Origin of the sequence: Sphingomonas sp. 7/4-4 (genome assembly GCF_027941955.1) — a bacterium.
Lineage (GTDB): Bacteria > Pseudomonadota > Alphaproteobacteria > Sphingomonadales > Sphingomonadaceae > Sphingomonas.
Genome location: NZ_CP115960.1, coordinates 1,740,663 through 1,767,641 on the forward strand (window position 1 = coordinate 1,740,663; position 26,979 = coordinate 1,767,641).

Consider the following 26,979-nt stretch of genomic DNA (forward strand, 5'->3'; position numbering starts at 1 on the left):
AGGCCGCGGGACGCGAAGCCCGTCCCCGCGTAGTTCACATATTGTTGTCGGCGACGTCGACGCTCTTGCTGACCAGGATATTCACCGCGACGCGGCGGTTCTGCGCCTTGCCTTCGGAGGTGTCATTGCTCGCCAGCGGGTCCGCCGTGGCCATCCCGGTCGGGGTGAGCATGCGATAGGGCTTCCAGCCGCACTTCTGCTGGAGATAGTTGATCACGCGGTTGGCCCGCTTTTCGCTGAGCTCCTGATTGACGTCGTCGCTTCCGGTCGAATCCGTGTAGCCGACCACCAGGATCAAGGCGTTCTCGGTTGCTTCGGCCGTGGTTGCCGTTGTGCAGAGCTCGGCCTTGTCCTGATCGGACAGTTCCGCCTTGCCGGTATCGAAGTGCACGTTGGTGGTGCCCTTGATATTATACTTGTCGATGTCGCCCAGGCGGCCGCGCAGCGATTCCGTTGCCGCGGTCTGTTCCTCGAAGCGCTGATCCGTCGCGTTGCGGATCATCGACGCGGTCTTGAGGTCGTTCTTCCGAAGACTGATCTGGCTCGCCACCAGATCACTACCCGATTGCAACGTTTTGACAGTAACCGGCAGCCCGTTGAGCAGCGAGATCTGCGCCGAGCTTGCTGGTGCTGCTGAACAGGCCGCCTCCGGCCTTGATCTTGGTAGAATCGTTGACGGCGATGACTACGCTGTTGCCGTCAGCGGTCTTGACTTTCATCTTGTCGTCGTTGCGCGCAATGATGACGCCTTTCACCTCGGGCCCTGCGGTCATCGCAGGCGCGGATTCACCATATACGACGATATTGGAGCCGGCCGGGCTCTGCTGCTGCTGCGGCTCCTGCTGCTGCGGCGGTTCCTGCTGCGCAAACGCGCTGCTCGACGCAGACGCGGCCAGCAAGGCCACCAGGAAGCGAACTCCTGGTCTCTTGGAAATGACACGCATTGAGCAACTCCTTCAAATTGCCCCCCATCGGCCTTGCGTGTTCAGGTTAACCTGTCCAGCAGATGAACAGCTCTAGGAAGGCCGTTGATTGGACGGGTGGTTCGAGCGCACCCTGCGACGAACCGATGCAGACCGGGCGGAGCGAATGGCCGGTTCTGTCAGCAGACTCCACTGGCCCCGACCCGGCCGTTCAGCGCCCCGTCAGCCCGCGCTTCATCGCCCGCATGCCGCCGATCATCTGGCTGGCGACGAGGTCGGCCGCCTGGCCGAGCGGCAGCGACTGGCTGCCCAGCGTGTTGTGGATCAGCAGCGATCCGGCGCGCACGCTGGCACGGCACACGCGCCACCAGAGCTGCGAGATCTCGCGGTCGACTGCCGCGAGTTCCTCGCCCGGATTGGCTTCGCCGAACGCTGCGCGCAACAGGCCGATGCCCGCGAACAGCCGGTTGAGCGTCTCGGCATCGGGCACCGGCTCGCGCGCCATGGCATGACGCACCAGCAAAGCGGCAATGTCCGGCGCGTCCTCGCCCAGCAGCGCCTCGTGCCGCTCGCGCAGCAGCAATTCGGCATGCGCGCGCATCGTGCAGTTGAACATGTTCGAAGCGCCGCCGGCATGGCAGCGATAGAGCATCAGCACTTCGTCGACCTGCGCCAGCCGACCGAACGGCCGCAGCCGCTGGTACAGGTCGAAATCCTCGACATAGCGCATCTCGGGCCGCTCGAAGGGATCGAGCCGGCGCGCGGCATCGGCGCGGAACATCACCGAAGACCAGGCGATCGGGTTCTGCACCAGCATCAGCCAGTCGATCAGCACCGGAGCCAGCGGCCGCGGCCAGTTGCCGGGCAGCCGCTTGCCTTCGACCAGGAAATCGGTGGCACAGCTCACCAGCGAAACATCGGGACGTGCGTCGAGATAGGCCACTTGTCGCGCGAAGCGTTCGGGCAGGCTGATATCGTCCTGGTCGAGTCCGGCGACATAACGCCCGCGCGCCTCGGCGAACGCCCGGTTGCGCGCCACCACCGGCCCGCCATTGGCCTCCGAACGGATCACCCGCACCCGGGCGTCGCCGAGCCGCTCCAGCACCGCGACGCTGTCGTCCGTCGAGCAATCGTCCACCGCGACCAGTTCCCAGTCGCCGAACGTTTGCTCCTGAAGGCTGGCCAGCGTTTCGGGCAGCAAAGCCGCGCCGTTGTACACCGCCATGATGACCGAGACCAAGGGCGCCCCGCTCATGCGACCGCCTGCGCCTGGTTGCCGAGCAACTGGTCGACGATCATCTGGCCGATATCGTTCTGCCACAGCCACAGGCCGTTGGCCTTGCCGCTGAAGCTCGCCTCGCCGCCGAGCCGCCCGTCGGGCACATGCCCCGAAGCGAGCCCGATGCCGAACACGCCCGGCACCGGCCGTCCGTTCGCGTCGATCACGCGGCATTGCTGGTCGACCAGCCGCGGCCGTCCCGGCGCATCGGCGGCGAGCGCGATCCGGCTGCCGTCCTGATCGAACAAGGGCAGCGCACGCGGGCGATAGCCCAGCGCGCCGATCACGACGTCGGCGCCCTCGAGTTCGGCGCGCACCGCCGCGTCGTCGATCGCGCCGATCCGCCGCAATGCCATGCGCGGATCGGGTGCCCGCCCGCCGACGCCGAGCATCCGCAGCACCAGTTCGCGCGCCTCCAGCCGGAAGCCCGCCAATCGATAGACGAACCCGCTCACCGGGCAGATGTCCTGCGCCCCGAAATCGGTGAACCCGTCCGCCCGCGCTTCCTCGACCGAACGATAAAAGGGCCGCAGCGGCCGGCGGTGATAGAGCGCGAGTGCCCCCGCCCCGAGCGGCAGCGCCGGCGACGCCTTGAGGATCAGCGCCGCGGCGGCGAGCGCGCTGGTCGATCCGCCGACGATCGCGATCCGCGGGGCCGGGGTTCCGGCGATCCGCGCGCGCAACGCGTCGAGCCCGCCGATGCGGAGAAATTCGTCGCCCGCCATCAGCCGCTCGCCGGCCAGCACGCCCAGAGCGACTCCGGCGACCTGCTCGGCCTCGACATTGCCGCGCGCCTGATAGCCGCCGGTCGCGATCACCAATTTCTCGGCGCGCATCACCCGCACTTCGCCGGTGACGCGATTGCGCACCCGCGCCGCCCAGAGTCCGTCCGCGGTGCGCCGCGCCTCGATCACTTCGCTGCGCGTCACCACCGTGCCGCCCTGCTCCGCCACGATCATGCCGAGCTGCGCGCCGGTCGCCTCGAGGAACGGCGTCGTCCGTGCCAGCGGCACGCCCAATTTGCCCGCGTGCATCGCCACTTCCTGTCCCGACGAATGCGTCTCGAGCGCGGCGATGCCGCCATGCTCGTTGCCCTTCACGGCAGTGAGGAACGTCTCGGCGGTGCTGTCCGACGTGATCGCATAGGTGCCGATCTCGCCGCGCCCGAGCACGGCATCGCGCTCGACCACTGCGAGCCCCGCATTGGCCAGCCGCACCAGCGCGTCGCTCTTGCTCGCCGCGGTCAGCAATGCCGTGCCCGCAGGCCCGCCGCCGACGATCAGCGCGGCATGGACATGCGCCCCGCGCCGCTCGGCACCCGGCAGGCTCTTGAGCCCTGATGCCGCGCATGCGTCGATCAACGCGGTGCAGACCCGCTCGACGTCCGCCTCGGTCATCCCGTCGGTCACCGGCAGCGAGAGCACGCGCGCGCCGACATCGTCGCACACCGGCAGCGGCTCGCTCACGCCATGCGCGCGGAACCAGGGCTGCTCGCCCAGATGCGGGCTGAAATAATGCGCCGCACCGATCCCCTGTTCGGCCAGCGTCTCGACGATCGCGCGGCGATGCCCGGCAAAGGCGCGCGGCAGCAGCAGCGACTGGAATTGCAGCGCCGGCCGCGATCCGCGCAATTCCTGGAACTCGAATCCCTTCTCGGCCGCGAACCCGCCCAAAGCCCTGCGATACACGGCGTCGAGCTTCATCCGGTGCGCCGCGACCGCCTCGATCTCGTCGAGCTTCGCCCGTGCCACCAGCCCTAGCACTTCGGGCAATTTAGCGTTGAACCCCGGCCCCTCGGCCGAGCGCCCGCCGGCAAAGCCGAAATTGCTCATCCGCCGCAGCGCCTCGATCAGCCCGGCATCGCCCGAATGGACCAGCCCGCCCTCGGCAGTCGCGAACACCTTGGTCGCGTGCATCGAATAGACCACGGCAAAGGGCTCGCCCGCCCCGAACTGGCGCCCATCGGCATCCAGTGCCCCCAGCGAGGCCGCGGCGTCGATCACCACGCCTACGCCGCGTTCGGCATAGCCGCGGTAGCGCGCCAGATCGATCCCCGCGCCGAAGGTCGCATAGGGCACCACTGCCGCGATGCGGTCGCCATATTTCTCGAACGCCCGCGCCTCGGCCTCGGCGCTCGCCGCCCAGTCCTCGGGGTCCACGTCGCACAGCAAGGGCGTCAGCCCCGCCCATTCGGCCGCATGCGCGGTCGCGGCGAAGGTGAAGGCGGGGATCAGCGCGAAATTGCCCTTGCCCGCGCGCGGCCCCGCGGCATGACGGATCGCCAGCATCAGCCCGAGCGTCGCATTGCCCACCGCGAGGCAATCGCCCGCCCCGCCGAACAGTAAAGCCGTCGCCGCGGCCTCGAACCCGCGCACCACCGGTCCGCCGTTCGAATAGATCCCGCGCGCCTCGATCTCCGCGAGCGCATCGGCCATCCCGCTCAGCTTCGGTGGTCGCGGCGCGATCAGCGGCAGCCGATCCATAGTCTTCCCCCAGCTCCATTCCCTGCCGGTCGCGCCGGCATGATCGGGAAGAGCCTAGCCGCGCCGAACCTTCTATTTCGTAAAGCCTTCCGCATGGACGCCGCCGCCCGCGCGGGCTAGCCCAGAGCCATGATCCTCGGCCCCCGGAACAGATCGATTCGGCCACCCGCGCCTTTTGCGAGACGATCTCGCGCGAGGTCCCGCTCTACGTGCGCGTCGAGCCCGCTCCCGACGCCAAACCCGCTTATTGTTTCGACAATTCGGTTGCGCAGGCGCTGCGGCACGGCGGAGAGGCGGTCTATGGCTGGGCGATCTGGCGCTGGCCCGGCCGCTGGTTCGAGGCCGAGCACCACGCCGTCTGGCGCCGCCCCGAAGGCGACCTGCTCGATGTCACGCCACAGGCCGGCGATCCGCCGCGCGTATTGTTCCTGCCCGATCCTTCCGCACCCTATGATCCCGCCACCTTCCGCCCCAACATCATGGCTCCCGACGGCCATGAAGCCCTGGTCCGCGAATATATCGCGCTGGTGGCGAAGCGCGGCGAGATCACGCGTCCTTATTGGGAGCCGGGGATGGACGTGCTGCCGCTCTTCTCCCCGAGGATCAGCAGCGGATCGCGCCCATCGACGCGCGCATGGCGGAGTTGCGGGCGGCGATGGGGTGAGCCGCGCCCCAGCCAGGGGCTCGCTCTCGATTCGACAGCAAAACACCTTCGTTCCAGCCGGTTAACCTCGATTGTTCGGAACGCAGTCCTCGCACCGGGATTGTGCCCTGCTGCCGGGATGAAGAACCCGGGGAGGGTCGTAACATGAGTTCCGTACGTCGAATGGCGCGGCTGCTTGCGCAGTACGCATCCACCGAGCCACGCCGCGGCCCGCCGGAGCATCCCCGCGCGGCCGATCGTTCCGCACCGCTCCCGGCGCCGTCGGGTCAGAGGCGCTGAAAGCCGGCATTCGCAATCTGGAGTTTAGTGCGTTTGAGCCCGCGCAAGGGGTGCCGGCTCATGAAACGGCGCGACCCTGCATGTCGCAGTCGCATTTCGGACGACCGGTCCCAAACCGGCGTCGAAGGCCTGATAGTCGGTCAGCCTCGCCGATCGACGATCGAACGTCATCCGGCGCTTCTGGCTACCGCGATCCAGATCGGCGAGTTTGACCAGCGTCGGGGTGCTGTCGCTGATGGCATAGGTCTGATCCGGCCCGCATTTATCGTAGCAGTAGGACTTCGCAGCCAGATCGGCACTGAAGGTGATGGCGTAGGGAACGGTCTGCGGGGCCTGTGATCCGATCTGCACGGTCTCGGTCCCGCTGCAGCTCTCACCTATTTTGTCCGCTGCGTAGGCCGGCGGCGACCCGACCAATGCCAGAGCAGACGCAAGAATAGCGAGCTTCATAAGGCCTCCGTTGCGGACACGGCTGATGGCCGAGATTACACCCCGGCCACCACGGCCGCCATAGGCATCTTCAGCGCCTTTTCTCTGGCCGAACGTCGCCCGCGCCTTATTCCTCGCCCATCCGCAGCGCCGCGATGAAGGCCTCTTGCGGGATGCTCACGCTGCCATATTCGCGCATCTTCGCCTTGCCCTTCTTCTGCTTCTCGAGCAGTTTCCGTTTACGCGTGGCATCGCCGCCATAGCATTTTGCGGTGACGTCCTTGCGCATCGCGCTGATCGTCTCGCGGGCGATCACCTTGCCGCCGATCGCCGCCTGGATCGGGATCTTGAACAGATGGCGCGGAATCAGTTCCTTCAGCCGCTCGACCATGCCGCGGCCGCGCACTTCGGCGGTGGCGCGGTGGACGATCATGCTCAGCGCATCCACCGGTTCCTCGTTGACCAGGATGCCCATCTTGACCAGATCGCCCGGGCGGTGGCCGATCTGTTCGTAATCGAAGCTGGCATAGCCCTTTGAGAGCGACTTCAGCCGGTCGTAAAAGTCGAACACCACTTCGTTGAGCGGCAGCTCATAGGTCACCTGCGCGCGGCCACCGACATAGGTTAGGTTCTTCTGGATGCCGCGCCGTTCCTGGCACAGCTTCAGGATCGAGCCGAGATATTCGTCAGGCACATAGATCACTGCCTGGATCCACGGCTCCTCGATCTCCTCGATCTTGGTGGGATCGGGCATGTCGGCCGGGTTGTGCAACTCGATCTCGCCGCCATTGTGCGTGAGCCTGATCTTGTAGACCACCGACGGCGCGGTGGTGATCAGGTCGAGATCATATTCGCGGGTCAGCCGCTCCTGGATGATTTCGAGGTGGAGCAGCCCGAGGAAGCCGCAGCGGAAGCCGAAGCCCAATGCCGCGCTGGTCTCCATCTCGAACGAGAAGGAGGCATCGTTGAGACGCAGCTTGGAGATGCTCTCACGCAGTTTCTCGAAATCCGCAGCATCGACCGGGAACAGGCCGCAGAACACCACCGGCTGGACTTCCTTGAAGCCCGGCAGCGCCTCCGCGGTCGGGCGCCTGGCGTCGGTGAGCGTGTCGCCGACACGGGCCTGCGCCACTTCCTTGATCTGCGCGGTGATGAAGCCGATCTCGCCGGGGCCGAGGTCCGGGAGCTGCTCGATCTTGGGGCGGAAGGCGCCGACGCGGTCGATCAGGTGCGTGGTGCCCGCGGCCATGAACTTGATCTGCTGGCCCTTCCTGATCGTCCCGTCGATCACCCGGACGAGGATGACGACGCCCAGATACGGATCGTACCAGCTGTCGACGAGCATCGCCTTGAGCGGGGCATCGGCATCGCCCTTGGGCGCCGGGATGCGCTCGATGATCGCGTCGAGGATCTCCTCGATGCCGATCCCCGATTTGGCGCTGGCGAGCACCGCGTTCGAGGCGTCGATGCCGATGATCTCCTCGATCTCGTGCCGCACCTTCTCGGGTTCGGCGCTGGGGAGATCGATCTTGTTGATCACCGGGATGATCTCGTGATCGTGCTCGATCGACTGATAGACGTTCGCGAGCGTCTGCGCCTCGACGCCCTGCGCCGCGTCGACGACGAGGAGCGCGCCTTCGCACGCGGCGAGGCTGCGGCTCACTTCATAGGCGAAGTCGACATGGCCCGGCGTGTCCATCAGGTTGAGCGTGTGGCCCTTCCAGTCGAGGCGCACGGTCTGCGCCTTGATGGTGATCCCGCGCTCCTTCTCGATATCCATGTTGTCGAGGACTTGCGAGGACATCTCACGCTCGGAGAGCCCACCGGTGCGCTGGATCAGCCGGTCGGCCAGAGTCGATTTGCCGTGATCGATATGCGCAATGATCGAGAAATTGCGGATCTTTGAAAGTTCGGTCGCCATGATCGCGCGGCGTTAGCAGGGGCGGCGCACGATGCGAAGGGGCTGCGCGCCGTCTAGGGCCGATAGGCCGCGATTGCCGCCAGCGCCGCCTCGAACCGCGCCTCACCCTGCCCGCTGACCAGCGCCCAGCGCACGCCGCGGCGCTCGAGCTCGGCCTTGGACAATTCGAAGAAGCGGCGGCGGAGCGGCTCGGTGCCGAACATCCGCGTGCCGTCCTTGATCCACGGCAAGTCGATGTCGAACAGCAGGTAGAGATCCGCGGTGTTGTCCCATGCGTCGAACCACGGATCGCGCTTGGCGAACAGCATGTCCGCCCACACAGCGGTCATCAGGGGGTCGGTGTCGAGGATCAGCGGATCGGCGCCCTCGGCCAGCAGCATGCGCGCGCCGGCGTCGTGGTTCTGCGCGATCTCGATCAGGTCGCGCATCGTGAACATGATGCCGTGGGCCTCGGCATAATCACGACCATATTCGTCGAGCATCTCGCCGCCGAAATGCTCGGCCAATCGCCTGGCGATCGTCGTCTTGCCCACGCTTTCGGGGCCGTGGAGGCAGATGGTGCGCGGGATCATGCTTTGGCTTTGGTCCAATGGATCAGGCCCCAGACGGACAGGGCAAGGAAGACGACGTAGAGCCCGGCGGTGAGCCAGAGCCCCTTTATGGCGAACAAGGGCACCGCGGCCAGATCGATGAGGATCCACAGCACCCAGCTTTCCCATTTGCGGCGCGACTGGAGGATCTGCGCCGCGACGCTGAACATCGCAATGCTGCCGTCCCACCACGGAAAAGCGGCATCGGTGTAGCGATGCATCACTGCGCCCCAAACCGCCGATGCGGCGACGCAGCCCGCGAGCCAGCCGAGCCGCGCGGCATATCCGAGTTGCTCGACGCGCACTTCGCCGGTTCGGGCACGCGAACGGGTCCAGTTCCACCAGCCATAGAGGTTCACCGCGATGTAGAAGAGCTGGAGCAGCGCGTCGCTGTAGAGCTTCTGATGGAAGAATATCCACGCGTAGAGCGACACCATCGCCAGCGCGAACGGGTAGTTCCACATGCTCCGCCGGACCACCAGCGTCACGTTGATCAGCCCGAACAGGGTGGCGGCGGCTTCGATCGGGCTCACGAACGTTTCGTAGCAGCAACTTCGCGCGGGGGTCGAGTGGGTTGCCCTGCGGAATTGTCGCGCTAGGCTGTCCCAAAATGCGAGAGGACAATATGCGCCATATCGCGGTGATCGGCTCCGGGCCGGCCGGCTATTACACTGCGGAAGCTTGCCAGAAGGCGTTCGGCGAGGGCGTGCGGGTCGACATCATCGATCGCCTGCCCGTGCCCTTCGGGCTGATCCGCACAGGCGTCGCCCCCGATCACCAGTCGATCAAGGGCGTATCGCGGCGCTACGAGGCCGTCGCGCTCACGGACAATGTCCGCTTCGTCGGCAACGTCACCATCGGCCAGGACGTGTCGATCGACGAGCTGCGCAGCCTCTACGACGCCGTGGTGCTCGCCACCGGCGCGCCGCACGACCGCAAGCTCGACATCCCCGGCGCCGAGCTCCCCGGCGTCGTGGGTTCGGCGGCGTTCGTCGGCTGGTATAACGGTCACCCCGATTATGCCGATCTCGCACCGCCGCTCGACGGGCCCGCGGTGGTGATCGGCAACGGCAATGTCGCGCTCGACGTCGCGCGGATCCTCGCCAAGACCAGGGAGGAGTTCGCCGGCTCGGACATTGTCGGCCATGCGCTCACTGCGCTGCAGGGCGCCCATATCGACACCATCACGCTCCTCGGCCGCCGCGGCCCGCATCAGATCGCGATGACGCCAAAGGAGCTTGGCGAGCTCGGCGAACTCGAGCGCGCCCGCCCGATCGTCGATCCGGCCGACCTGCCACCCCTCGACACGGATTCGCTGCTCGATCCCGGTCAGCGCAAATCGGTCACGCACCTGCGCAACTTCGCCGTCGCCAATGGCGCGGACAAGCCGGTCCACATCGTCTTCGATTTCTTCGCGATGCCCGTCGCCGTCGAGGGCGAAGGCAAGGTCGAACGGGTGGTGGTCGAACGCACCGCGCTGGACGGCGAAGGCCGCGCGAACGGCACCGGCGAGCGCTACGAAATACCCGCGAGCCTGGTGGTGAGTTGCATCGGCTATCGCACGCCGCCGATCGAAGGCGTGCCCTATGACGATCGATCCGGCCGTTTCGCCAATGAGGAGGGGCGCGTGCTGCCCGGACTCTACGCGGTCGGCTGGGCGCGTCGCGGGCCGACCGGAACGATAGGCACCAACCGTCCCGACGGCTTCGCCATCGCAGACAAGATCGCCGCAGATATCGGCGACGGTTCGGGAAAGCAGGGGCGCGCCGGCCTTGACGCGCTGCTCGCCGGGCGCGGTGTCGAGGTCGTCACCTTCCGCGACTGGCAAAAGATCGAGGCCGCCGAGAACGCCGCAGCGCGCGAGGGATCCCCGCGCGAGAAATTCACCAGCATCGATGCATTGCTCGCCGCCAGAAATCCATGACCGCCAGCGCTTGCGCGACTCAATCCGCATGGTTATAGGCGCCGCTCCAGCATCGGTTCGCCCTTCGAAGGCGCTGAATCGATACTCCGTCGGGGAGTAGCTCAGCCTGGTAGAGCACTGTCTTCGGGAGGCAGGGGCCGGAGGTTCGAATCCTCTCTTCCCGACCATTTTCTTAAGCATCGCAACATCTGGCGCGAACCGGGCCTTAGCCGGTTTCGGCGCCGGCTTCGTGCAAGCGTTGCACTCGTTATCAACCACTTCGCTATTGTGCAGTGCAGCATGAAAGCCCATCTTCGTGCAGCGTGCGATTCGGCTCGCCTGTGGCCGGCTGGCCGGGAGATGCCCTTTGCGTACTCTAAACGATACCGTCACGCGCCTCTCCGCGCTGCGCACCGTGCATGGCATGGCCGCCACTTCGCCCACGAGCGATCGGCTGACCGTCCTGACCGGCTTCGGTTCGAACCCGGGCGCGCTACGTGCGCGGACCTATGTCCCCGCAAGCCTCCCCGACCATGCCCCGCTGGTCGTCGTCCTCCATGGCTGCACTCAGACCGCCGCGGGCTATGACCATGGCGCAGGTTGGTCGCAACTTGCCGATCGCCATGGCTTCGCGGTGCTGCTTCCCGAGCAACAGCGGCAGAATAATCCCAATCTGTGCTTCAACTGGTTCTCGCCGCAGGACGCGCGACGCGGCGGTGGCGAAGCGCTATCGATCCGACAGATGGTCGCGGCGATGGCGGCGGCGCACGATCTCGATCCGGCGCGGGTCTATGTGACCGGACTTTCGGCTGGAGGCGCGATGACGTCGGTGATGCTCGCGACCTATCCGGAGGTCTTTGCGGGCGGCGCGATCATCGCCGGGCTTCCGTTCGGCACCGCCAGCTCGGTGCCCGAGGCGTTCGACCGGATGCGCGGATATGGTGGACCGGAGGAGGAGCAGCTTGCCGCGCTCATCCGCGACGCCTCCGATCATGCCGGCCCGTGGCCGACGGTTTCGGTCTGGCATGGCAGCGCCGACGCCACCGTCGCGCATTCCAATGCCAATGCGATCGTCAGCCAGTGGCGCAGCCTCCACGGGGCGCGCGCGGAGCCGACGCGGGTGGAGACGATCGACGGCTATCCGCGTAGGGTCTGGTGCGATGCTTCGGGCCGTGATGTGATCGAGGAATATAGCATCGCGGGGATGGGCCATGGCACGCCGCTCGGCACGCATGGGACTGATGCGGTCGGGGTGGCGAGCCCCTACATGCTCGAGGCGGGGATCTCCTCGACCCAGCATATCGCTCAATTCTGGGGGCTGTCCGGCGACGCGGCAGGTAGCCCCGCGCCAGTGCCGGCCAATACGCATAGCCATCCCCTGCCTCGCCCCGTGGCGAGCGGCGTGACCAGGGTTATCGAGGATGCGCTGCGCGCCGCCGGGCTGATGCGCTGACCCCGCATGTGAAGCGGGCGAGGAGTTGAGCAGGTCGCCATGTGCCCCGCACATGGCTGAGATTGCCGGGGCAATCTCACCTGCTCAACCTCGCCCGCCCGGACCATGCCCTGAACTGACGCGCCTACTCGTAGCGCAAGGCATGAACCGGATTGGTGCGCGCGACGCGGAAGGCGTGCGCGCCGATCGTTCCGATGGCGATCAGCAATGCGAGCAATCCCGCGAGGATGAACGGGGTCGGTGTCAGGCTGACGCGGATGTCGAACTGGTTGAGCCAATCGCGCATCACCCACCAGGCGATCGGCCAGGCGATCAGATTGGCGATCAGCACCGGCCGGCTGAACTGCCAGACCAGCAGCCGGACGATATCCCGCGTACGTGCGCCGAGCACTTTGCGGATGCCGATCTCCTTGGTGCGACGCTCGGCGGTGAACGAGGCGAGGCCGAACAACCCCAGGCAGCCGATTACCGCGGCCAGGATCGCGAACATCCCGAAAGCTGCGCGCGCTTTTCGTCCCCGTGTACAGATTGTGGACCACCTCGGTCACCGAACGCGCCTCGAAGGGCAGTTCGGGCACCAGCTGCTTCCAGATCGCCTCGATCTTGTCACGAACCGGCCTGGCGTCGCCGGTATGGCGAACGAGCAAGGTGTAGTAACCGCGGGTCTGGTAGAAATAGACGATGGGCTGGAGCGGCTGGCGCACGCTGCGATAGCGCACGTCGCTCGTCACACCGACCACGGTCGCCGGCACCCAGTTCCCCGCCTCGGGCACGGTGAAGCCGATCTGGACCTGCTTGCCGATCGCGGTCTGCGGCGTATTGAAGCCGAGCCTTTTGGCCGCCATTTCGGACAGGATGACGTTGGTGCCACGCGCGACCAGCGCCTTCTCCGCGGCAATATCTGTCGGCGACGGCGTGGTCGAGATCATCCATCGCGATCACTTCGGAGAAGTTGCGGCCGGCGAGCAGCTTCATCCCCAGCGCATCCTTGACCCCGGGATCGATGCCGTAGACGCCGAGCTGGACATAGCTGGTCTGGCCGGGCAGCCGCGCCGAGGTCATCGAATTATTGTTCGGGGCGACTCCGATCGTCGCCCGCCCCACCTCGGTCACGCCGGGAATCTGGCGGACCTCTTCGCGTAGCGTCCGCACCACCGCCTCGACCTGGGGCTCGCTGATCCCGGCGACCTGGATCAATCCTTCGCGCTTGTAGCCGGCGTCCATCGTCCGCGCGTAGATCGTCTGCGAATAGACGATCGCGGTGCAGATGATCAGCCCGATCGAGACCGCGAACTGGCCGACCACCAGCAGGTTGCGCAGCCGGCCGTTGCCCTCGGCATCGGCGGCCGATTTGTTGGCCTTGAGCACGCGCGCCGGCTGGAAGCGCGAGAGATAGAGCGCCGGATAGACGCCCCCGGCGAGACCGACGAGGATCGCCAGCAGGATCACCGGCAGCAGGATGCCCTGCGATCCGAGATAATGGATCTGCATCTGGGCATCGAGGAAGTTGTTGAGCAACGGCAGCGCCAGCTCGGCGAGCGCCAGCGCGACCAACGTCGCGATGCCGGCGACGAGAATCGATTCGCCGATGAACTGGATGATCAGCTGTCCGCGTGTGGCGCCCAGCACCTTGCGCAATGCCACTTCCCGCGCCCGCTGCGATGCCCGCGCCGTGGCGAGATTGGTGAAGTTGATGCACGCCATGCCGAGGATCATCAACGCCACCACCGCAAAGGTGAGGATCGTCTGCTTGTCGCTCCCCGGCGCTTGCGTGGCATTCTGCGCCTCGCCGAGATGGACGTCGCGCACATTGGTGAGGCGCCAATCCTGGTGATCGCCCGGATTGGTCACCGGGCCGCCATCGGCAGGATCGTTCGGTATGTTGCGCTTCTCCCAGGCCGGGAACTGCGCCATCAGCTGCTTCGCGTCGGTGCCCGGGCGCAGCTTCACATAGACATAGCCGCCCTGCGAGTTCCACGAGGTCAGGAAGTTCGGGATCTTCGCGAAATAGGTCTGCGGATCGAAGCGCGCGACTGCGCCCATGCGCAAATGCGTGCTCTTGGGCAGATCCTTGAACACCCCGGTGACGCGATAATCCTCCTTGAGATCCGAGCTCAGCACCGTGATCGTCTTGCCGATCGGGTCTTCGGTGCCGAAATATTTCTTTGCCTCGGTCTCGCTCAGCACCAGCGCGTGCGGATCGTCGAGAGCATGCGCCGCATCGCCGCGCACGAAAGGCATCTGGAGGATGTCGAAGATGTTGCCGTCGGCGAAAAAGGCACCTTCGGGCTGATAGGCCTGGCCGTTCAGGACGAAGGTGAAACCCTGATTGGTGATGTAGACGCGCTTCTCGACCTGCGGGAAATCCTTCTGCAGCGCGGTGCCCGACGCATAGCTCGTCACCTGCAGCTTGTATTCCTCGCCGCCCTGCTCGGTCGGCTTGTAGAAATCCTGGAGCTGATAGGCATCCTTCGCTCCCGGCAGCCAGCTGTCATAGCTGAACTCATAGCGCACGAAGGTGAGGATCAGCAGGCACGCGGCGATGCCGAGCGACAGGCCGAAGATGTTGATGAAGGCATAGACCTTGTTCTTGGCCAAAGCCCTCAAGCCTACGGTCACATAATTGCGCCACATGGTCTGGTTCCTACTCGTAGCGAAGCGCGTGGATGGGATTGGTGCGGGCGACCCGCAGCGATTGTCCGGCGACCGTGACGATCGCGATGAGCAATGCGAGCAGCCCGGCCAATGCGAAGGGGTGGGCGTCAGCGGGATGCGGATGTCGAAAGTGTTGAGCCATTCGCGCATCGCCCACCACGCGACCGGCCACGCGATCAGGTTGGCGAGCACCACCGGCTTGGAAAACTGCCAGGCGAGCAGCCGCACGATGTCGCGCACCTTCGCGCCGAGCACCTTGCGGATGCCGATCTCCTTGGTGCGCCGCTCGGTGGCGAACGAGGCGAGGCTGTACAGGCCGAGACAGGCGATCAGCACCGCCAGCACCGAGAAGCCTGCGAACAGCGCGCCGCGGGCCCGGTCGGCGGCATAGAGCTCGCGAACGATATCGTCGACGAAGCGCGCCTCGAACGGGATCTCGGGTTCGAACTTGCGCCAGACCTTGTTCAGCGCCGCCATCACCTCGCCCGGACGGGCGGCGGCGAAGCGGACCAGAACCACCTCGGTCGCGTCCGGATCGACAGCATAGAAAGCCGGTTCAATGGCCTCGCGCGCACTGCGAAAGCGCATGTCCTCGACCACGCCGACGATCGCCGAGGGGACCAGAGGGCCACCGCGCATCGCCCGCACCGTTTGCCCGATCGCCGCTTGCGGGGTGCGGAAGCCGAGCTTACGCGCCGCAGCACGGTTGATCACGACGTTAACGCCCCGCGCGGCGCGAGCCTGATCGTCGCCCGTCGGGACCCGATCGAGCGCGATGCGATCGTCGAACCGGCGGCCGGCGAGCAGGTCGATGCCCGTCGTCTGAAGATATTCGGCATCTACGCCATAATAGCTGAGCGACTGATATTCCTCGGCGCCGGTGACCTTCACCAGCCATACCGGCCGCGTGTCGGAAGCCAGCGGGACCGAGATCCGCGTCGTACTGGTGACGCCGGGGATCGCCAGCATCTCGGCGTGGGCGGCATCGTATTCGCTTCCCTTGGCGAAGCGCCAGGCGTTGACGATCTGGATCAGCCCGTCGCGGCGATAGCCGGGATCGACCGTCTCGACATAGCGGGTCTGCGAGAAGATCACCCAGGTCGAGGCGATCAGCCCGATCGCGATGGCGAACTGGATCATCACCAGCCCGGTGCGGAACCGGCCATTGCCCGGCGTCTCGACAGAGGACTTGTTGGCGCGCAGCACCTCGGCCGGGCGGAAGCGGCTGAGATAGAAGGCCGGGTAGAGCCCGCCGAGCAGCCCGGTCGCGAGAAACAGCCCCAGCGCGGGAAGTAGCATGCCTGTCGGGCCGAAATAGGCAACGCGGATGTCCGCGCCGATCGCGGCGCTGATCCACGGCGTAGCAAGCTCGACGATGGTCAGCGCGAGCAGCATCGCCACTGCCGCCATCACCACGCTTTCACCGAGAAACTGCACGATCAGCTGCCCGCGCGAGGCCCCGAGCACCTTGCGTAGCGCGACTTCGCGGGCGCGCTGCGTGGCGCGCGCGGTCGACAGGTTGACGAAGTTCATCACTGCCATTGCCAGGGTCAGCAACGCGACGACCGCGAAGGTGGCGAGCGCGCGGGAATCGCCGCCGGGGGTCAGTGCCGCGTCCTGTGTCGCGCCGAGATGGACGTCGGTCAGCGGCACGAGTTTGAGATCGACGGCGTCCGACATGGTCGCCGGCTTTCCGTCGATGGCCGCGTCGCCAATGTTGCGCTTTTCCCATGCCGGCAGACCGGCATTGATCGAAGCGGCATCCGCGCCATGGCGTAGTTTTACATAGTGCTGCTGCTCGAAATTGTTCCAGCCCCGCTGCTCCGGACGCATCGTGCTCACGTCCCGACGGACGAGCAGGTTCAGGCGCAGGCTGGTGTTGCGCGGCAGATCGCGCAGCACGCCAGTGACGCGACGGTCGCGCTTCCCCGGCCCTGCGCCGAGGCTCAGTTGTTTGCCGAGCGCATCAGCCGTGCCGAAATGGCGGATCGCCTCGCTCTCGGTGAGCACGATCGAATTGGTGTCGGGCAGCGCGGTCGCCGCAGCGCCATGTGCGAAGGGAAAGCCGAGCACGTCGAAGAAATTGGCGTCGACCGTGGCCACATTGATGAAGACCGGCTGGCCATCGCGCTCGGTGACCGTCTTGCCGGGCGCTAGCGAGGTCACCGCCTCGACCTGCGGGAAGCCGCCGGGCAGCTTCTCGTAGATGATGAACGGGCTCACCTGAACGTGCCGCGCGGGCTGGCCGGGCAGATTGAACTTCGTCTGGACCTGATAGAGTCGGCCGCTGTCCGGCAGCCAGCTATCATAGCTGCGCTCGTAGCGGACATAGGCCAGGATCAGCAGGCAGCCGGCGAGCCCGAGCGCCAATCCGCCGATGTTGATCACGGCATAGACGCGGTTCTGGGCCAGCAGCCGCAGCGCGATCTTCAGATAGTTACGCCACATTCGGCTTCCCTTCTGCTCCCTCTCTCCGCTTGCGGGGAGAGGGTTGGGGAGAGGGGCATGATCCGCGAGGGAAACGCTGGAGAGCACTGCCCCTCTCCCCTGCCCTCTCCCCGCCAAGCAGAGAGGGAGACTTCTTCACGCCGCCCGCCGCCGCTCCTGCAGGATGCGGCCGTCGAGCATCGAGACGATGCGGCCGGCATAATCGGCGTGCGCGGGCGAGTGGGTGACCATCACGATGGTCGAGCCCTCGGCGTTAAGCGTCTGGAGCATGCGCATCACTTCCTCGCCATGGTGCGTATCAAGATTGCCGGTCGGCTCGTCGGCGAGGATGAGCTTGGGGCTGGCGACGAGCGCACGGGCGACCGCGACGCGCTGCTGCTGGCCACCCGAAAGCTGGCTCGGGCGATGCTTGGCGCGGTGCGCAATGCCGACCTTGTCCATCACTTCGTCGACCCGGCGCTTGCGCTCCGAGGACGAAACATTGTGGTAGAGCAAGGCCAGCTCGACATTGTCGCGGACGCTCAACTCGTCGACCAGATTGAAGCTCTGGAAGATGAAACCGATGCTCTCCTTGCGCACATCGGCGAGCTTGCTTTCGGAGAGGCCGGCGACTTCCTTGCCGTTGAACACGTACGAGCCGCTCGACGGGCTATCGAGCATCCCGATCATGTTGAGCAGAGTCGATTTGCCGCACCCCGAAGGCCCCATGATCGCGACGAATTCGCCCTCGGCGATATCGAGGTCGATCGCGTCCAGTGCGGTCGTCTGGACCGTATCGGTTCGGTAAACCTTGGAGAGTTCGCGCATCGTCAGCATGAAAATTCCCTTTCGTTGGAATTATTTGGACAAGTCCAGGCGCGTCTTGTCGGTGTAGCCGGTGTAGGGCGAGGTCAGCACCTTCTCGCCGGCTTCGAGGCCCTCGAGCACTTCGATGAATTCGGCGTTGCGGCGTCCGAGGCGGACCTGGCGCTTCACTGCGCTGCCGCCGTCGGGGGTGACGACGAAGATCCAGTTGCCGCCGGTCTCGTTGTAGAAGGCGCCGTTGGGGACGAGCAGAGCCGGCGCAGGATCGCCGAGCGTCAGCCGCGCCTGCATCGTCTGGCCGCGCTGGATATTGGCGGGCTCGGCCCCGACGAACTGCAGATCGACCTGGAACTGGCCGTTCTGCACTTGCGGGTAGATCTTGGTGACCTTCGCGTCATAGCGCTTGCCGCCGAAATCGAGGCTCGCCTTCTGCTGGAGCTGGACGCGGCCGAGATAGAATTCGTCGACCCCGGCAATCAGCTTGTTGCGGCCGGGGCTGTCGATCTGCCCGACGCGTTCACCACGCTGGAGCGACTGGCCGACCTGTACCGAGAAACCCGAGAGCTGGCCGGCGACCGGCGCGCGGAGCTGGAGCGCATCGAGATTGGCACGCGCGATCGACAGGCCGGATTGCATCGATTGCGCCGCTGCCTGCTGCTGCGAGAGCTGGCTGGTCTGCAGCCGCGAGTCGGTGGCCTGGCTGCGCTTCAGCGCCGCGAGGGTGCGCTGGCTGAGCTCGTAATCGGCCTGGGTATCGGCGAACTGCTTGGCAGAGACAAAGCCCTTGGTGGCAAGTGGCCTCTCGCGCTCATACTGGCGGCGCGCCTTGTCATTGACCGTCTCGGCCGCGAGCACTGCACGCTCGTTCGAGAGCCGGGTCTGGGCCAGCGCCAGTTCCTGGCTGCGCATATTGTTGATCTGCTGCTCGACTTCGGTCTGGCGCGCTAGAGTCGAGAGCTGGAGCTCGGCATTGGAGAGCAAGGCGATCGGCTGGCCCTGCGCGACCGTCGCGCCGTCCTCGACCAGCATCTTCTCGACCCGACCGCCTTCGACGGCATCGATATAAACGGTGAGCAGAGGCGTGACGCGTGCGCGCAACGGGATGAAATCGTCGAACGTGCCCTTCGTCACCGTCGAGATGGTTACGTGGTCCGCGCCGACCGTCTGGCTGGAGCCCGAAGGCGCAAACCACCAGAACAATGCCGCGGCTATCAGCACCACCGCCCCGCCGATCGCGACCTTGACCCTGGTCGAGAGCTTCCGCGTCTCGACGACTTCGTCCATGCCGCTGCCGGTTACCGGACGGTCCCCCATATTCTTCTGCATCCGAACGACACCCATGGTCATGACTTAGCAACCCCCGTGCCAAGCCCGGTGCGGAGGCAGGTTGCGAGACTGATCACAGGATCGCACCCGCACAAGCGTTCGAATTCGGACACTTCTGTCCGAAATCGAACGCCAGGCTGATCGATGCGAAGCCGAGCTGGAGCAGCGCATGCCCGCTTTGCTCGCGCACTGCGATGTCGAGCGCGGCCCGCGGTTTGCCGCCAAATGCAAGCGCGGCGCAGAGGAGCATGGCCAGCAGCACGGCGTTTCGCGCCAATTTTCCGCTCCGATTGCCAAACACCTGCCTGATCCCCGCTCCGTGATTTTCGTGGAATGCTGAGCAGGAGCCGTGCCAACCGCGCATTTCTGCCGCTTTTGCGACGAGCGGTGACGGCGATCAGCCCTTGGCACGCAAATTGATTGTCCGGTACCGAACAGCCGCTGTACGGGAGTGGACGGCATGGGGAGCGGGCCCGAATTCGATTATTGCGTCGTGATCGACGACGACGACGACATCCTGATGGCGTCGCGGCTGTTGCTGCGCCGGCTGTTCACCGATGTCGCGACCGTCCGCAGCCCCGACGAGGCGCTGCCGCTGGTGCAGGCGCGCACGCCCGACGTGGTGCTGCTCGACGCGAATTTCGCGCGCGGCGCGACCGACGCGGCCGAGGGGCTCGCCTGGCTCGAAAAGCTGCTCGGCATGGATCCCGAGATGGTGGTGGTGATGATCACCGCGCATGCCGGGGTGCAGGTCGCGGTGGCGGCGATGAAGCGCGGCGCGACCGATTTCGTCTCCAAGCCCTGGTCCAACGACAAATTGCTCGCGACCGTGCGTACCGCGGCCTCGCTGCGGCGATCGCGCAAGGCCGCGGTGGCGGGTGGAGCGGCGCCGGCCCCGGCTTCATCGGTGGTCGCGGGCTCGGCGCTGCTCGGCCAGTCGCCCACGATGGCGCGGGTACATTCGCTCATCTCCCGCGCGGGACCGACCGACGCCAATGTCCTCGTGCTCGGCGAGAATGGCACCGGCAAGGAACTGGTGGCGCGCGAGCTCCACCGGCAGTCGCTGCGCGCGAACGAAGTGATGCTGACGGTGGATCTCGGCGCGGTTTCCGAGGACCTGATCGATTCCGAACTGTTCGGCCATGTGAAGGGCGCCTTCACCGATGCGCGCGCCGATCGCGTCGGGCGCATCCAGGCGGCGGATGGCGGAACCCTGTTCCTCGACGAGATCGGCAATCTGCCGCTGCGGCTCCAGCCCAAATTGCTGACCGTGCTCGAGCAGCGCCAGGTCACCCTGTCGGCGCCAACAAGCCGGTGCCGGTGAATATCCGCGTGATCGCCGCGACCAATTTGCCGCCCGAAAAGCTGCGCGACGAGAGCCATTTCCGGCAGGATCTTCTGTTCCGGCTCAACACCGTCGAGATCGACCTGCCGCCGTTGCGCGAACGGCTGGAGGACGTACCCGAACTGATCGAGCATTTTCTCGATCATTACGCAAAGCGCTATGGTCGCCCTCACCCCCAGCTCAGCGCCGCCGCCCGTGCGGCTCTGCTCAGCCACGACTGGCCGGGAAATGTCCGTGCGCTGCGCCATGCGCTCGAACGCGCAGTGATCCTCGCGCGCGATGTGCCGCTCGAGCCCGAGGATTTCGCACTTGTCTCCGGCGCCCCGCGGATCGCCCCTCGGCGGTGGTCGCGCCCCGGCCGGCGGACGATCTCAACCTCGAGCGCGTCGAGCGCCGGCTGGTCGAGGAAGCACTCAAGAAGCACGGCTACAACATCTCGCTCGCCGCGCACGAGCTGGGACTGTCGCGCGCCGCCCTCTATCGGCGAATGGAGAAGCATGGGCTTTGACCGGCGCTTCACGCTCGGGCTGATCGCCTGGGTCGGGGCGCTGGTGGCGGTGCTGCTGGCGTGCATCGCCGCGTTCGTGACCCCGGCCTCGGCGCGGCGCGGATCGTCGCGATCGGAATCGCCGCCGCGACCTTTGCAGGGCTTTGGCGGCACGTGACGCGCACCAACCGCACCGTCGCGCGCTTCCTCGAAGCGCTCAAGTTCGGCGACACCGCGCTCCAGTTCGACGCGCATGGCGGCGCCGGGTTCGGCGAGTTGGGCGCATCGCTCAACGAGGTGCTGGGCCGCTTCCGTGCCGATCAGGACCGCGTCGCCGGCGAGCTGCGCTATCTCGATGCCCTGGTCGACGACATGCCGGTGGCGGTGTTGACGGTGGACGCCGGTGGCCATGTAACGCTCGCCAACAAGGCGGCGCGGCGCCTGTTTACCGGCGAGCACGGGACACTGCCCGAGGATTTCGCCGCCTATGGCGCCACCTTTGCCCGACGCCTTGCAAACAGTTCGCAGAGCGAAGAGCTATTGATACTCAATATCGCCGGACGCCCGCAGCGAATGCTGGTCCGCGCCGCGACACTCGAACGGCTCGGGCAGCGCACGCGCGCGATCAGCGTCCAGCCGATCCAGGGTACGCTCGATGCCGTCGAAATGGCGGCGCAGACCGACCTTGTCCGGGTGCTGACCCACGAGATCCTCAATTCGCTGACGCCGGTGACCTCGCTCGCGTCGACTGCGGCCGATCTGCTCGGCGATCCCGATCTCTCGGCGGACCCTCGCGTGGGCGATGCACGCGCCGCGGTCGAGACGCTGGCGCGACGCGCGCAGGGCCTGAGCAATTTCATCGAAGCCTATCGCGCAGTGGCGCAGACGCCCCAAATCAAGCGGCAGAAATTCGCGGCGCGACCCTGGGCTGAAGAGCTTGGGCGAGATCTTTACGGCGAAGGCGATCGAGGTACCGCTTTCGGTCACCGTCGCTCCCGGCGATCTCGCGCTCGACGCCGATCCCGATCTGCTCGCGCAGGTGGTGATCAACCTGATGCAGAACGCCGCACAGGCGATGCATGCGACCGATCAGCCTCGGCTCGCGCTGCGCCTGTCGGGCGACGGCATGGCGACGGTGATCGAAGTCGAGGACAACGGCCCCGGCGTTCCCGAGAGCCTGCGGCAGGATGTGTTCCTGCCCTTCTTCACCACGCGCGCCGCGGGCACCGGCGTGGGCCTCAACCTCGCCCGCCAGATCGTGATCGCGCATGGCGGCGCAATCGATGTCACCGACGCCACCGGCGGCGGCGCACTGTTCCGGATCGTGCTTTAGCCTTTCGCCAGCGGCGGCGCGCCCGGCGGCACCGCGGCGTTGCGCCAGCGCTCGACGGGCACGACTTCGACCGCGCCGTCCGGGGACCGCCGCCGCTGGATCAGGGTCGCCGCCTGCTGGCTCGTTCCTCCGATCGTCGCGCGGGTGCGCACCCAGAAGGTGTTCGAGCGGAACGAAGTGCCCCACGGCAGCGAGACATTCTGGTCGGCCAGGTCCTTGGCGGTGAGGAAGCCCTGCCGATCCCGCACTGCAACCAGCCGCTGCGCGATCAGCGGATCGCGGAACAGCAAGGCGAGCATCTCCTGATCGGCGGCGTTGAGATTGAGCGTGGTGGCCCCCGGCAGCGCAGTCACAAGCTTCTCCAGCCGATCCGCGACCTTGGGCTCGATCCCGGCCAGCCGCAGCGGCCGGAGATCGGTAACCGGCCCGCGCAAACGGACATATTCGACCGCGGCGACGACCTGCTCGGGCTTCAGGCCCACTTCGTTGCCGATCGTCTGGAACAGGATCGTCGAGGCGACTTCGCCGGTGCGCACCGAATTGATGTTGAAGCGTCCCTCGGCATCGGCGATCGCGAGATCGAAGGTGCCGCCCTCGATCGGCGCGCCGCTCTCCGAGAGCTTGGCCCAGGGCTCGCCGACATGATCGACCTCCGGTGCCTGCTCGGCGTCGCGGCGCAATGCCACCACTGCCGAGAGCTCGCCGCCGCGTACGATGGCCAGCGCGCGTGCCGCCTCCCGGGTGCGCAGGCCCCGGTCGAGCGCGAGCTCCTCACGGTTGATCATCAACAGCACGAGGCCCGCCGCGATCGCGACGAACATCAGCACGTTGACGAGGATCATCCCCTCTTCGTTTTCGCGCGACCTCATTGCTTCGGCACTTCGGGTCGCACCGGCAGCGCCACCACGCGGCGCAGCGATCCGGGCGCGCCTCCTGGGCCGGCCACCTGCATCTCCAAAGCCACCGCGCGCGGCCAGCGATCCTTGCTTTCGTCGTTGACCGGCCAGCGATCGACCCAGCCTCCGTCCCAGAAGCGCCAGCGCGCATTCGCCACACCGGCGAGCACGAGCTGCGGCGCGGGACCGACGCTGCGGACCAGCGCGCCGCCGACAACGCCGTAGCGCAGCGGCACCGCGGCGCCGCCCATGCCCGGTGCGGAGCGCGTGAAGGAGAGGTTGGCGCCGCCTCCGGAGATCGGGCCGTCCGCGATTTGCTCGACATCGCTGGAGACGACGAACATCGTCCGCTGAAGGTCGGCGAGCCGATCGAACCGCTTCTCGGTACGCCCCTGCACGTTGATGATGCCTTCGACCAGCGCCAGCCCGGCGACTGCGATCAGCGCGAACAGCCCCAGCGAGATCATCAGCTCGATCAGCGTGAAGCCGGAGTCTTTGTCAGAAGGTCGGCACCGGCCCGCTCCCCACCCGGCCTCCCCCATGATCCTGCCGCTGGGAGGCCGGGTGGGAAGCGGACCGGTGCAGCATCCCGCGAAGGGAGTTCACGACCCCGAGCTCACCGCCACCGGTTCATAGCCGCGCGGCCGGGCCACGAGGATCGCGAAGTCGCGTGCCACCGATCCATCGGTGCGGAAGCGCACCGGCCCCGTCACGCAGCGGAAGCCCTTGCTGTCGAGCAGGCCAGCGGCGTTCAGCGTATTGGCGTTGCGCAGCGCGTTGGCGATCCCCGCCGCGTCATAAGCGAGCGCCGTAATTGTCCCCGCATCGCCGCCGTTGCGCGCCGCGAACTCGCTCGCGAAGGTGCCGAACGCCGCCGGATCGGGGCTGGCGATCCATGCGCCGTCGAGCGCCTCCAGCGCTTCGGGCCGGTTGTCGATCCCCTGCAGCGTGCCGAGCAGCTGGATGCCCGTATCCTTTAGCCCGCGCGCGGCCGCGAGCACTGCCGGGCCGCTTCCGGGCAGCAACACCGCATCAGGCGCGTCCCCCGCCGCCGGCAGCGGCTGCCCCGCCTTCACTTCGAGCACGCGCAGGCGAAGCCCGAGTTCGCCTTCCATCTGTCCCGCGGCCAGCGAAGCCGCGGCGCTCCACGGCGTGCCGTCGTCGATCACCGCCACATTCTTGATTCCGCGCGAGCGGGCATAGCGCAGGATCGCGCTGGTCAATTGCCGTGCGGTGATCCCGAAAATATATGTTCCGGGCGCGCGCAGCACCGCATCGTTGCTGAACGCGATGATCGGCACGCGGCCCGCCACGCTGCTGCTCACTGCCGGAACTTCCTCGGCGGAGAGCGGGCCCAGGATCAAAGCAGGCTTCTGGCGCAGTGCCTGTCCCACCGCGGCGGCTGCCCCCGCGGCGGTGCCGCCGGTGTCGAAGGTCAGGACATATTGGCTGTTTTCCGCGAGCAAGGCCGCTTGGCGCATGCTAAGGCCCAGCCGCGCTCGCGGTCCGGTGAGCGGCACCAGCAGGGCGACGGGGCGCTTGTCCTTTTTCTCGGCTGTTGCGAGAGCATGCGAGGGAAGCACGACCGATGCCGCTGACGCGACCAGGCCTGATTGCAGCAACCTCAGCAGGGACCGCCGGTCCATTGCCGACTCCGGATATGGGGGTGTGGCACGCCGGCCTATTATCGTCTTCGCCGCGCTCGGCATAGGGGCCTATCTGCTCGCCTTGATCGTCACCCTGCCCGCCAGCGCAGTGATCAAGAACCGGCCGTGGCGCACCGGCGTGGCGGGTACGGTATGGAATGGCGAAGTCGGCGTCGCCGGCGGCGCGAAGTTCGAGTGGCACATGGCGCCGCTCCGGTCACTGACCAGCCTAGCTTATGCCGCGGACTGGAAAGCGACCGGACCGAACACCGATCTCGGCGGGCGCGTGCTCGCGCATTTCGGCGGACGTATGGTGCTCGACAAGGTCAGCGGCGCAGCCGATGGCACCTTGCTGCAGGCGCTCCAGCCCAATTTGCCCTTTACCTGCGACCTGACCCTGCAAGTCGAGATGGAGCGCATCGCGATCGGCGGCGGCGCCCGGATGATCAGCGGCACCGCGACGAGCGATCCCGGCAGCTGCCGCCCCAAGAACGCCGGCGCGGCCTCTGCGGTCCCCGCATTGATCCTCACCGCCGAGCATATCGGCAATCGCTCGCTGATCCGCATCGCTCCCATGGCGCAGCGTCGCAGGACGCTGGTGACGTTCGAGCTGGGAGAAGACGGGACGGTCGATTTGTCAGTTACCCCCGACGGCGCGACGATAATGCCGTTCCTCGGGCTGCCGGCGGGCGCACGGATCCAGGGGCAGATGTAACACGCCGTGTTCCCTCCCTGTAAGGGAGGGGCTAGGGGTGGGTAAGAAATAGCCGGGCTCGATGCCCGGCCATTTCTTTATCTCCAGTCGCATCGCCGGGCTCCCCGGCCTTCGCCGGGGTCGCACCCACCCCTACCCCTCCCTTACAGGGAGGGAGTCGCTACAGCGTCACCAGATTGTTGAGGTTGATGATCGGCAGCAGGATCGCCAGCACCATCAGCAGCACCAGCCCGCCCATCACCAGCAGCACCAGCGGCTCGACCAGCGCGACGAGCGTCGAGACCAGGGCGTCGAGCTCGCGCTCGAGCTCGTGCGCGGCGCGGCCGAGCGCGGGGGCGAGCCGGCCGCTCGATTCGCCGCTTGCGACGATCGCCACCAGCATCGACGGAAACACGCCGGCCTCCTGCATCGCGGCACGCAGCGAAATGCCCTCGCGGACGCGCTGGGCGACGCCGAGCGCCTTTTCCTGCACCCAGCGGTTGGGCGTCACCGCGGCGGCGGCGTGGAGCGCCTCGACCAAAGGCACCGCGCTTCCCACCAGGGTCGCGAGGCTGCCGGCGAAGCGCGCGGCATTGATCTGGCGGCTGAAGCGGCGGAACGGACGGCGTTCGGTGAACATGCGGTGGAGGCGCAGCCGGTTCGCGGGAACCCGCATCCAGCGCACCGCGAACAGCGCCGCGACGGCGATCGCCAGAAGCAGGTACAGTCCGAAATTCTGCAGGAACCAACTGATCGCGATCATCATCCGCGTGAGCAACGGCAGATCGGCGCCGCGCGAGACGAACACGCGGACGATATCGGGCACGACATAGACCATCAGCAGCACCATCATCCCGAAGGACACGGCGGCGAGCAGTGCGGGATAGAGCAGCGCCAGCTGGAGCTTCTGGCTATTGGCCTGCCGGTTCTCGACGAATTCGGCCAAGTGGTTGAGCACGTCGGGCAACCGGCCCGATGCCTCGCCGGCGGCGACCGAGGCGCGATAGAATTCGGGAAAGGTCTTGGGATGCTGCGCGAGCGCGGTGGCGAAGCTGCGTCCGTCGAGGATCGCGCCGCGCACGTCGAGCAACAGCGAGCTGACCTGCGTCTGCTCGGACTGGGTTGCGACGAGGCGGAGCGCTTCTTCGATCGCGATGTCCGATCCGGCGAGCGTCGCGATCTGGCGCGTGACGGTGGCGAGCGCCTTGGACGAGATGCCCGAACGGCGCAGCCTGGGCAGCTCGATGCTGCCGAACGACCGGCCCCGCTCGGCGGCCGCCTCCACCGATAGGGGCAGCAGCGCCTGCTCGCGCAGCAGCGCGCGGGCGGCGGCAGGCGACGACGCCTCGATGACGCCCTTGCGACTGGCACCGGTGCGATCGGCGGCGCGATAGGAATATGCGGGCATACTACGCCCCTTC

Annotated in this window: 22 protein-coding genes, 1 tRNA gene and 2 pseudogenes; 8 read left to right on the forward strand and 17 right to left on the reverse strand. The window is 66.7% G+C overall.

The genetic code is table 11. The annotated features are described in order from the left end of the window. Positions 1-34 precede the first annotated feature (34 nt). The 3 genes and pseudogenes from PIB19_RS08755 to PIB19_RS08765 all read right to left on the reverse strand — a co-directional run bounded on the left by PIB19_RS08755 (position 35) and on the right by PIB19_RS08765 (position 4,685). Positions 35-944 (reverse strand): annotated as a pseudogene (locus PIB19_RS08755) (OmpA family protein). A 190-nt stretch (positions 945-1,134) separates the two neighbouring features. After that, on the reverse strand, positions 1,135-2,178 hold the full coding sequence (locus PIB19_RS08760) for a glycosyltransferase family 2 protein (RefSeq protein ID WP_271240485.1): 1,044 nt from the start codon (positions 2,176-2,178) through the stop codon (positions 1,135-1,137). Further along, a complete protein-coding gene (locus PIB19_RS08765; RefSeq protein WP_271240486.1) occupies positions 2,175-4,685 on the reverse strand; it encodes a DegT/DnrJ/EryC1/StrS family aminotransferase in 2,511 nt (836 codons plus the stop codon). Before PIB19_RS08765 ends, PIB19_RS08760 begins: the two co-directional genes overlap by 4 nt. 209 nt (positions 4,686-4,894) lie before the next feature. Between PIB19_RS08765 and PIB19_RS08770 the strand changes: the two genes are divergently transcribed. After that, a complete protein-coding gene (locus PIB19_RS08770; RefSeq protein ID WP_271240487.1) occupies positions 4,895-5,497 on the forward strand; it encodes a hypothetical protein in 603 nt (200 codons plus the stop codon). 155 nt (positions 5,498-5,652) lie between these two features. Here the strand turns inward: PIB19_RS08770 and PIB19_RS08775 are convergent, their stop codons facing one another. The 4 genes from PIB19_RS08775 to pnuC form a co-directional block, all read right to left on the reverse strand. Next, positions 5,653-6,078: a hypothetical protein gene (locus PIB19_RS08775; protein WP_271240488.1), complete on the reverse strand. Its 426-nt coding sequence runs from the start codon at positions 6,076-6,078 to the stop codon at positions 5,653-5,655. A gap of 106 nt (positions 6,079-6,184) precedes the next feature. Continuing rightward, positions 6,185-7,978: a translation elongation factor 4 gene (lepA, locus tag PIB19_RS08780; RefSeq protein WP_271240489.1), complete on the reverse strand. Its 1,794-nt coding sequence runs from the start codon at positions 7,976-7,978 to the stop codon at positions 6,185-6,187. 53 nt (positions 7,979-8,031) lie between these two features. After that, positions 8,032-8,550, reverse strand: coding sequence for an ATP-binding protein (locus tag PIB19_RS08785; protein ID WP_271240490.1), 519 nt, complete (start codon positions 8,548-8,550; stop codon positions 8,032-8,034). After that, complete coding sequence (pnuC, locus tag PIB19_RS08790; protein ID WP_271240491.1) at positions 8,547-9,101, reverse strand: nicotinamide riboside transporter PnuC; 555 nt, start codon at positions 9,099-9,101, stop codon at positions 8,547-8,549. The genes PIB19_RS08785 and pnuC overlap by 4 nt, the downstream gene beginning before the upstream one ends. Before the next feature lie 92 nt (positions 9,102-9,193). On the opposite strand from pnuC, the gene PIB19_RS08795 reads away from it, so the two are divergent. From PIB19_RS08795 to PIB19_RS08805, 3 genes are all read left to right on the forward strand, one after another. Next, positions 9,194-10,492 (forward strand): FAD-dependent oxidoreductase, encoded by a 1,299-nt coding sequence (locus PIB19_RS08795; RefSeq protein WP_271240492.1) that lies wholly within the window; start codon positions 9,194-9,196, stop codon positions 10,490-10,492. A gap of 90 nt (positions 10,493-10,582) precedes the next feature. Then, a tRNA-Pro gene (locus PIB19_RS08800) sits at positions 10,583-10,659 on the forward strand. A gap of 179 nt (positions 10,660-10,838) precedes the next feature. After that, positions 10,839-11,924: an extracellular catalytic domain type 1 short-chain-length polyhydroxyalkanoate depolymerase gene (locus PIB19_RS08805; RefSeq protein ID WP_271240493.1), complete on the forward strand. Its 1,086-nt coding sequence runs from the start codon at positions 10,839-10,841 to the stop codon at positions 11,922-11,924. A 124-nt stretch (positions 11,925-12,048) separates the two neighbouring features. On the opposite strand, the gene PIB19_RS08810 is transcribed toward PIB19_RS08805, so the two are convergent. The 5 genes from PIB19_RS08810 to PIB19_RS08830 all read right to left on the reverse strand — a co-directional run bounded on the left by PIB19_RS08810 (position 12,049) and on the right by PIB19_RS08830 (position 19,521). Beyond that, positions 12,049-12,414 carry an ABC transporter permease gene (locus tag PIB19_RS08810; RefSeq protein WP_271240494.1) on the reverse strand — a complete coding sequence of 122 codons (366 nt, stop codon included), beginning with the start codon at positions 12,412-12,414 and terminating at the stop codon, positions 12,049-12,051. A 116-nt stretch (positions 12,415-12,530) separates the two neighbouring features. Next, positions 12,531-17,027, reverse strand: a complete 4,497-nt coding sequence (locus tag PIB19_RS08815; protein WP_271240495.1) for an ABC transporter permease — start codon at positions 17,025-17,027, stop codon at positions 12,531-12,533. Between the two features lie 135 nt (positions 17,028-17,162). After that, complete coding sequence (locus PIB19_RS08820; protein ID WP_271240496.1) at positions 17,163-17,843, reverse strand: ABC transporter ATP-binding protein; 681 nt, start codon at positions 17,841-17,843, stop codon at positions 17,163-17,165. Between the two features lie 21 nt (positions 17,844-17,864). Continuing rightward, positions 17,865-19,172, reverse strand: a complete 1,308-nt coding sequence (locus tag PIB19_RS08825; protein ID WP_271240497.1) for an efflux RND transporter periplasmic adaptor subunit — start codon at positions 19,170-19,172, stop codon at positions 17,865-17,867. Between the two features lie 58 nt (positions 19,173-19,230). Continuing rightward, positions 19,231-19,521, reverse strand: coding sequence for a hypothetical protein (locus PIB19_RS08830; protein ID WP_271240498.1), 291 nt, complete (start codon positions 19,519-19,521; stop codon positions 19,231-19,233). Positions 19,522-19,617: 96 nt separating this feature from the next. On the opposite strand from PIB19_RS08830, the pseudogene PIB19_RS08835 reads away from it, so the two are divergent. Next, positions 19,618-21,010: pseudogene (locus PIB19_RS08835) on the forward strand (sigma-54-dependent transcriptional regulator). Then, positions 21,000-21,167: a hypothetical protein gene (locus PIB19_RS08840; protein WP_271240499.1), complete on the forward strand. Its 168-nt coding sequence runs from the start codon at positions 21,000-21,002 to the stop codon at positions 21,165-21,167. The pseudogene PIB19_RS08835 and the gene PIB19_RS08840 overlap by 11 nt, the downstream one beginning before the upstream one ends. Positions 21,168-21,526: 359 nt before the next feature. On the opposite strand, the gene PIB19_RS08845 is transcribed toward PIB19_RS08840, so the two are convergent. Continuing rightward, positions 21,527-21,883, reverse strand: a complete 357-nt coding sequence (locus tag PIB19_RS08845; RefSeq protein ID WP_271240500.1) for a hypothetical protein — start codon at positions 21,881-21,883, stop codon at positions 21,527-21,529. Positions 21,884-21,926: 43 nt separating this feature from the next. Between PIB19_RS08845 and PIB19_RS08850 the strand changes: the two genes are divergently transcribed. Then, on the forward strand, positions 21,927-22,322 hold the full coding sequence (locus PIB19_RS08850) for an ATP-binding protein (protein WP_271240501.1): 396 nt from the start codon (positions 21,927-21,929) through the stop codon (positions 22,320-22,322). Here the strand turns inward: PIB19_RS08850 and PIB19_RS08855 are convergent. Genes PIB19_RS08855 through PIB19_RS08865 form a run of 3 tightly spaced genes read right to left on the reverse strand, consistent with a single transcriptional unit; the run spans position 22,319 to position 24,699 of the window. Continuing rightward, positions 22,319-23,191, reverse strand: a complete 873-nt coding sequence (locus PIB19_RS08855; protein WP_271240502.1) for a general secretion pathway protein GspK — start codon at positions 23,189-23,191, stop codon at positions 22,319-22,321. The genes PIB19_RS08850 and PIB19_RS08855 overlap by 4 nt on opposite strands. Then, on the reverse strand, positions 23,188-23,760 hold the full coding sequence (locus PIB19_RS08860) for a type II secretion system protein GspJ (protein ID WP_271240503.1): 573 nt from the start codon (positions 23,758-23,760) through the stop codon (positions 23,188-23,190). Before PIB19_RS08860 ends, PIB19_RS08855 begins: the two co-directional genes overlap by 4 nt. A 60-nt stretch (positions 23,761-23,820) precedes the next feature. Next, on the reverse strand, positions 23,821-24,699 hold the full coding sequence (locus PIB19_RS08865) for an ABC transporter substrate-binding protein (RefSeq protein ID WP_271240504.1): 879 nt from the start codon (positions 24,697-24,699) through the stop codon (positions 23,821-23,823). A 187-nt stretch (positions 24,700-24,886) separates the two neighbouring features. Between PIB19_RS08865 and PIB19_RS08870 the strand changes: the two genes are divergently transcribed. Beyond that, positions 24,887-25,579, forward strand: a complete 693-nt coding sequence (locus PIB19_RS08870) for a hypothetical protein (protein ID WP_271240505.1) — start codon at positions 24,887-24,889, stop codon at positions 25,577-25,579. Positions 25,580-25,739: 160 nt separating this feature from the next. Here the strand turns inward: PIB19_RS08870 and PIB19_RS08875 are convergent, their stop codons facing one another. After that, on the reverse strand, positions 25,740-26,966 hold the full coding sequence (locus PIB19_RS08875) for a type II secretion system F family protein (protein ID WP_271240506.1): 1,227 nt from the start codon (positions 26,964-26,966) through the stop codon (positions 25,740-25,742). Positions 26,967-26,979: the final 13 nt, after the last annotated feature.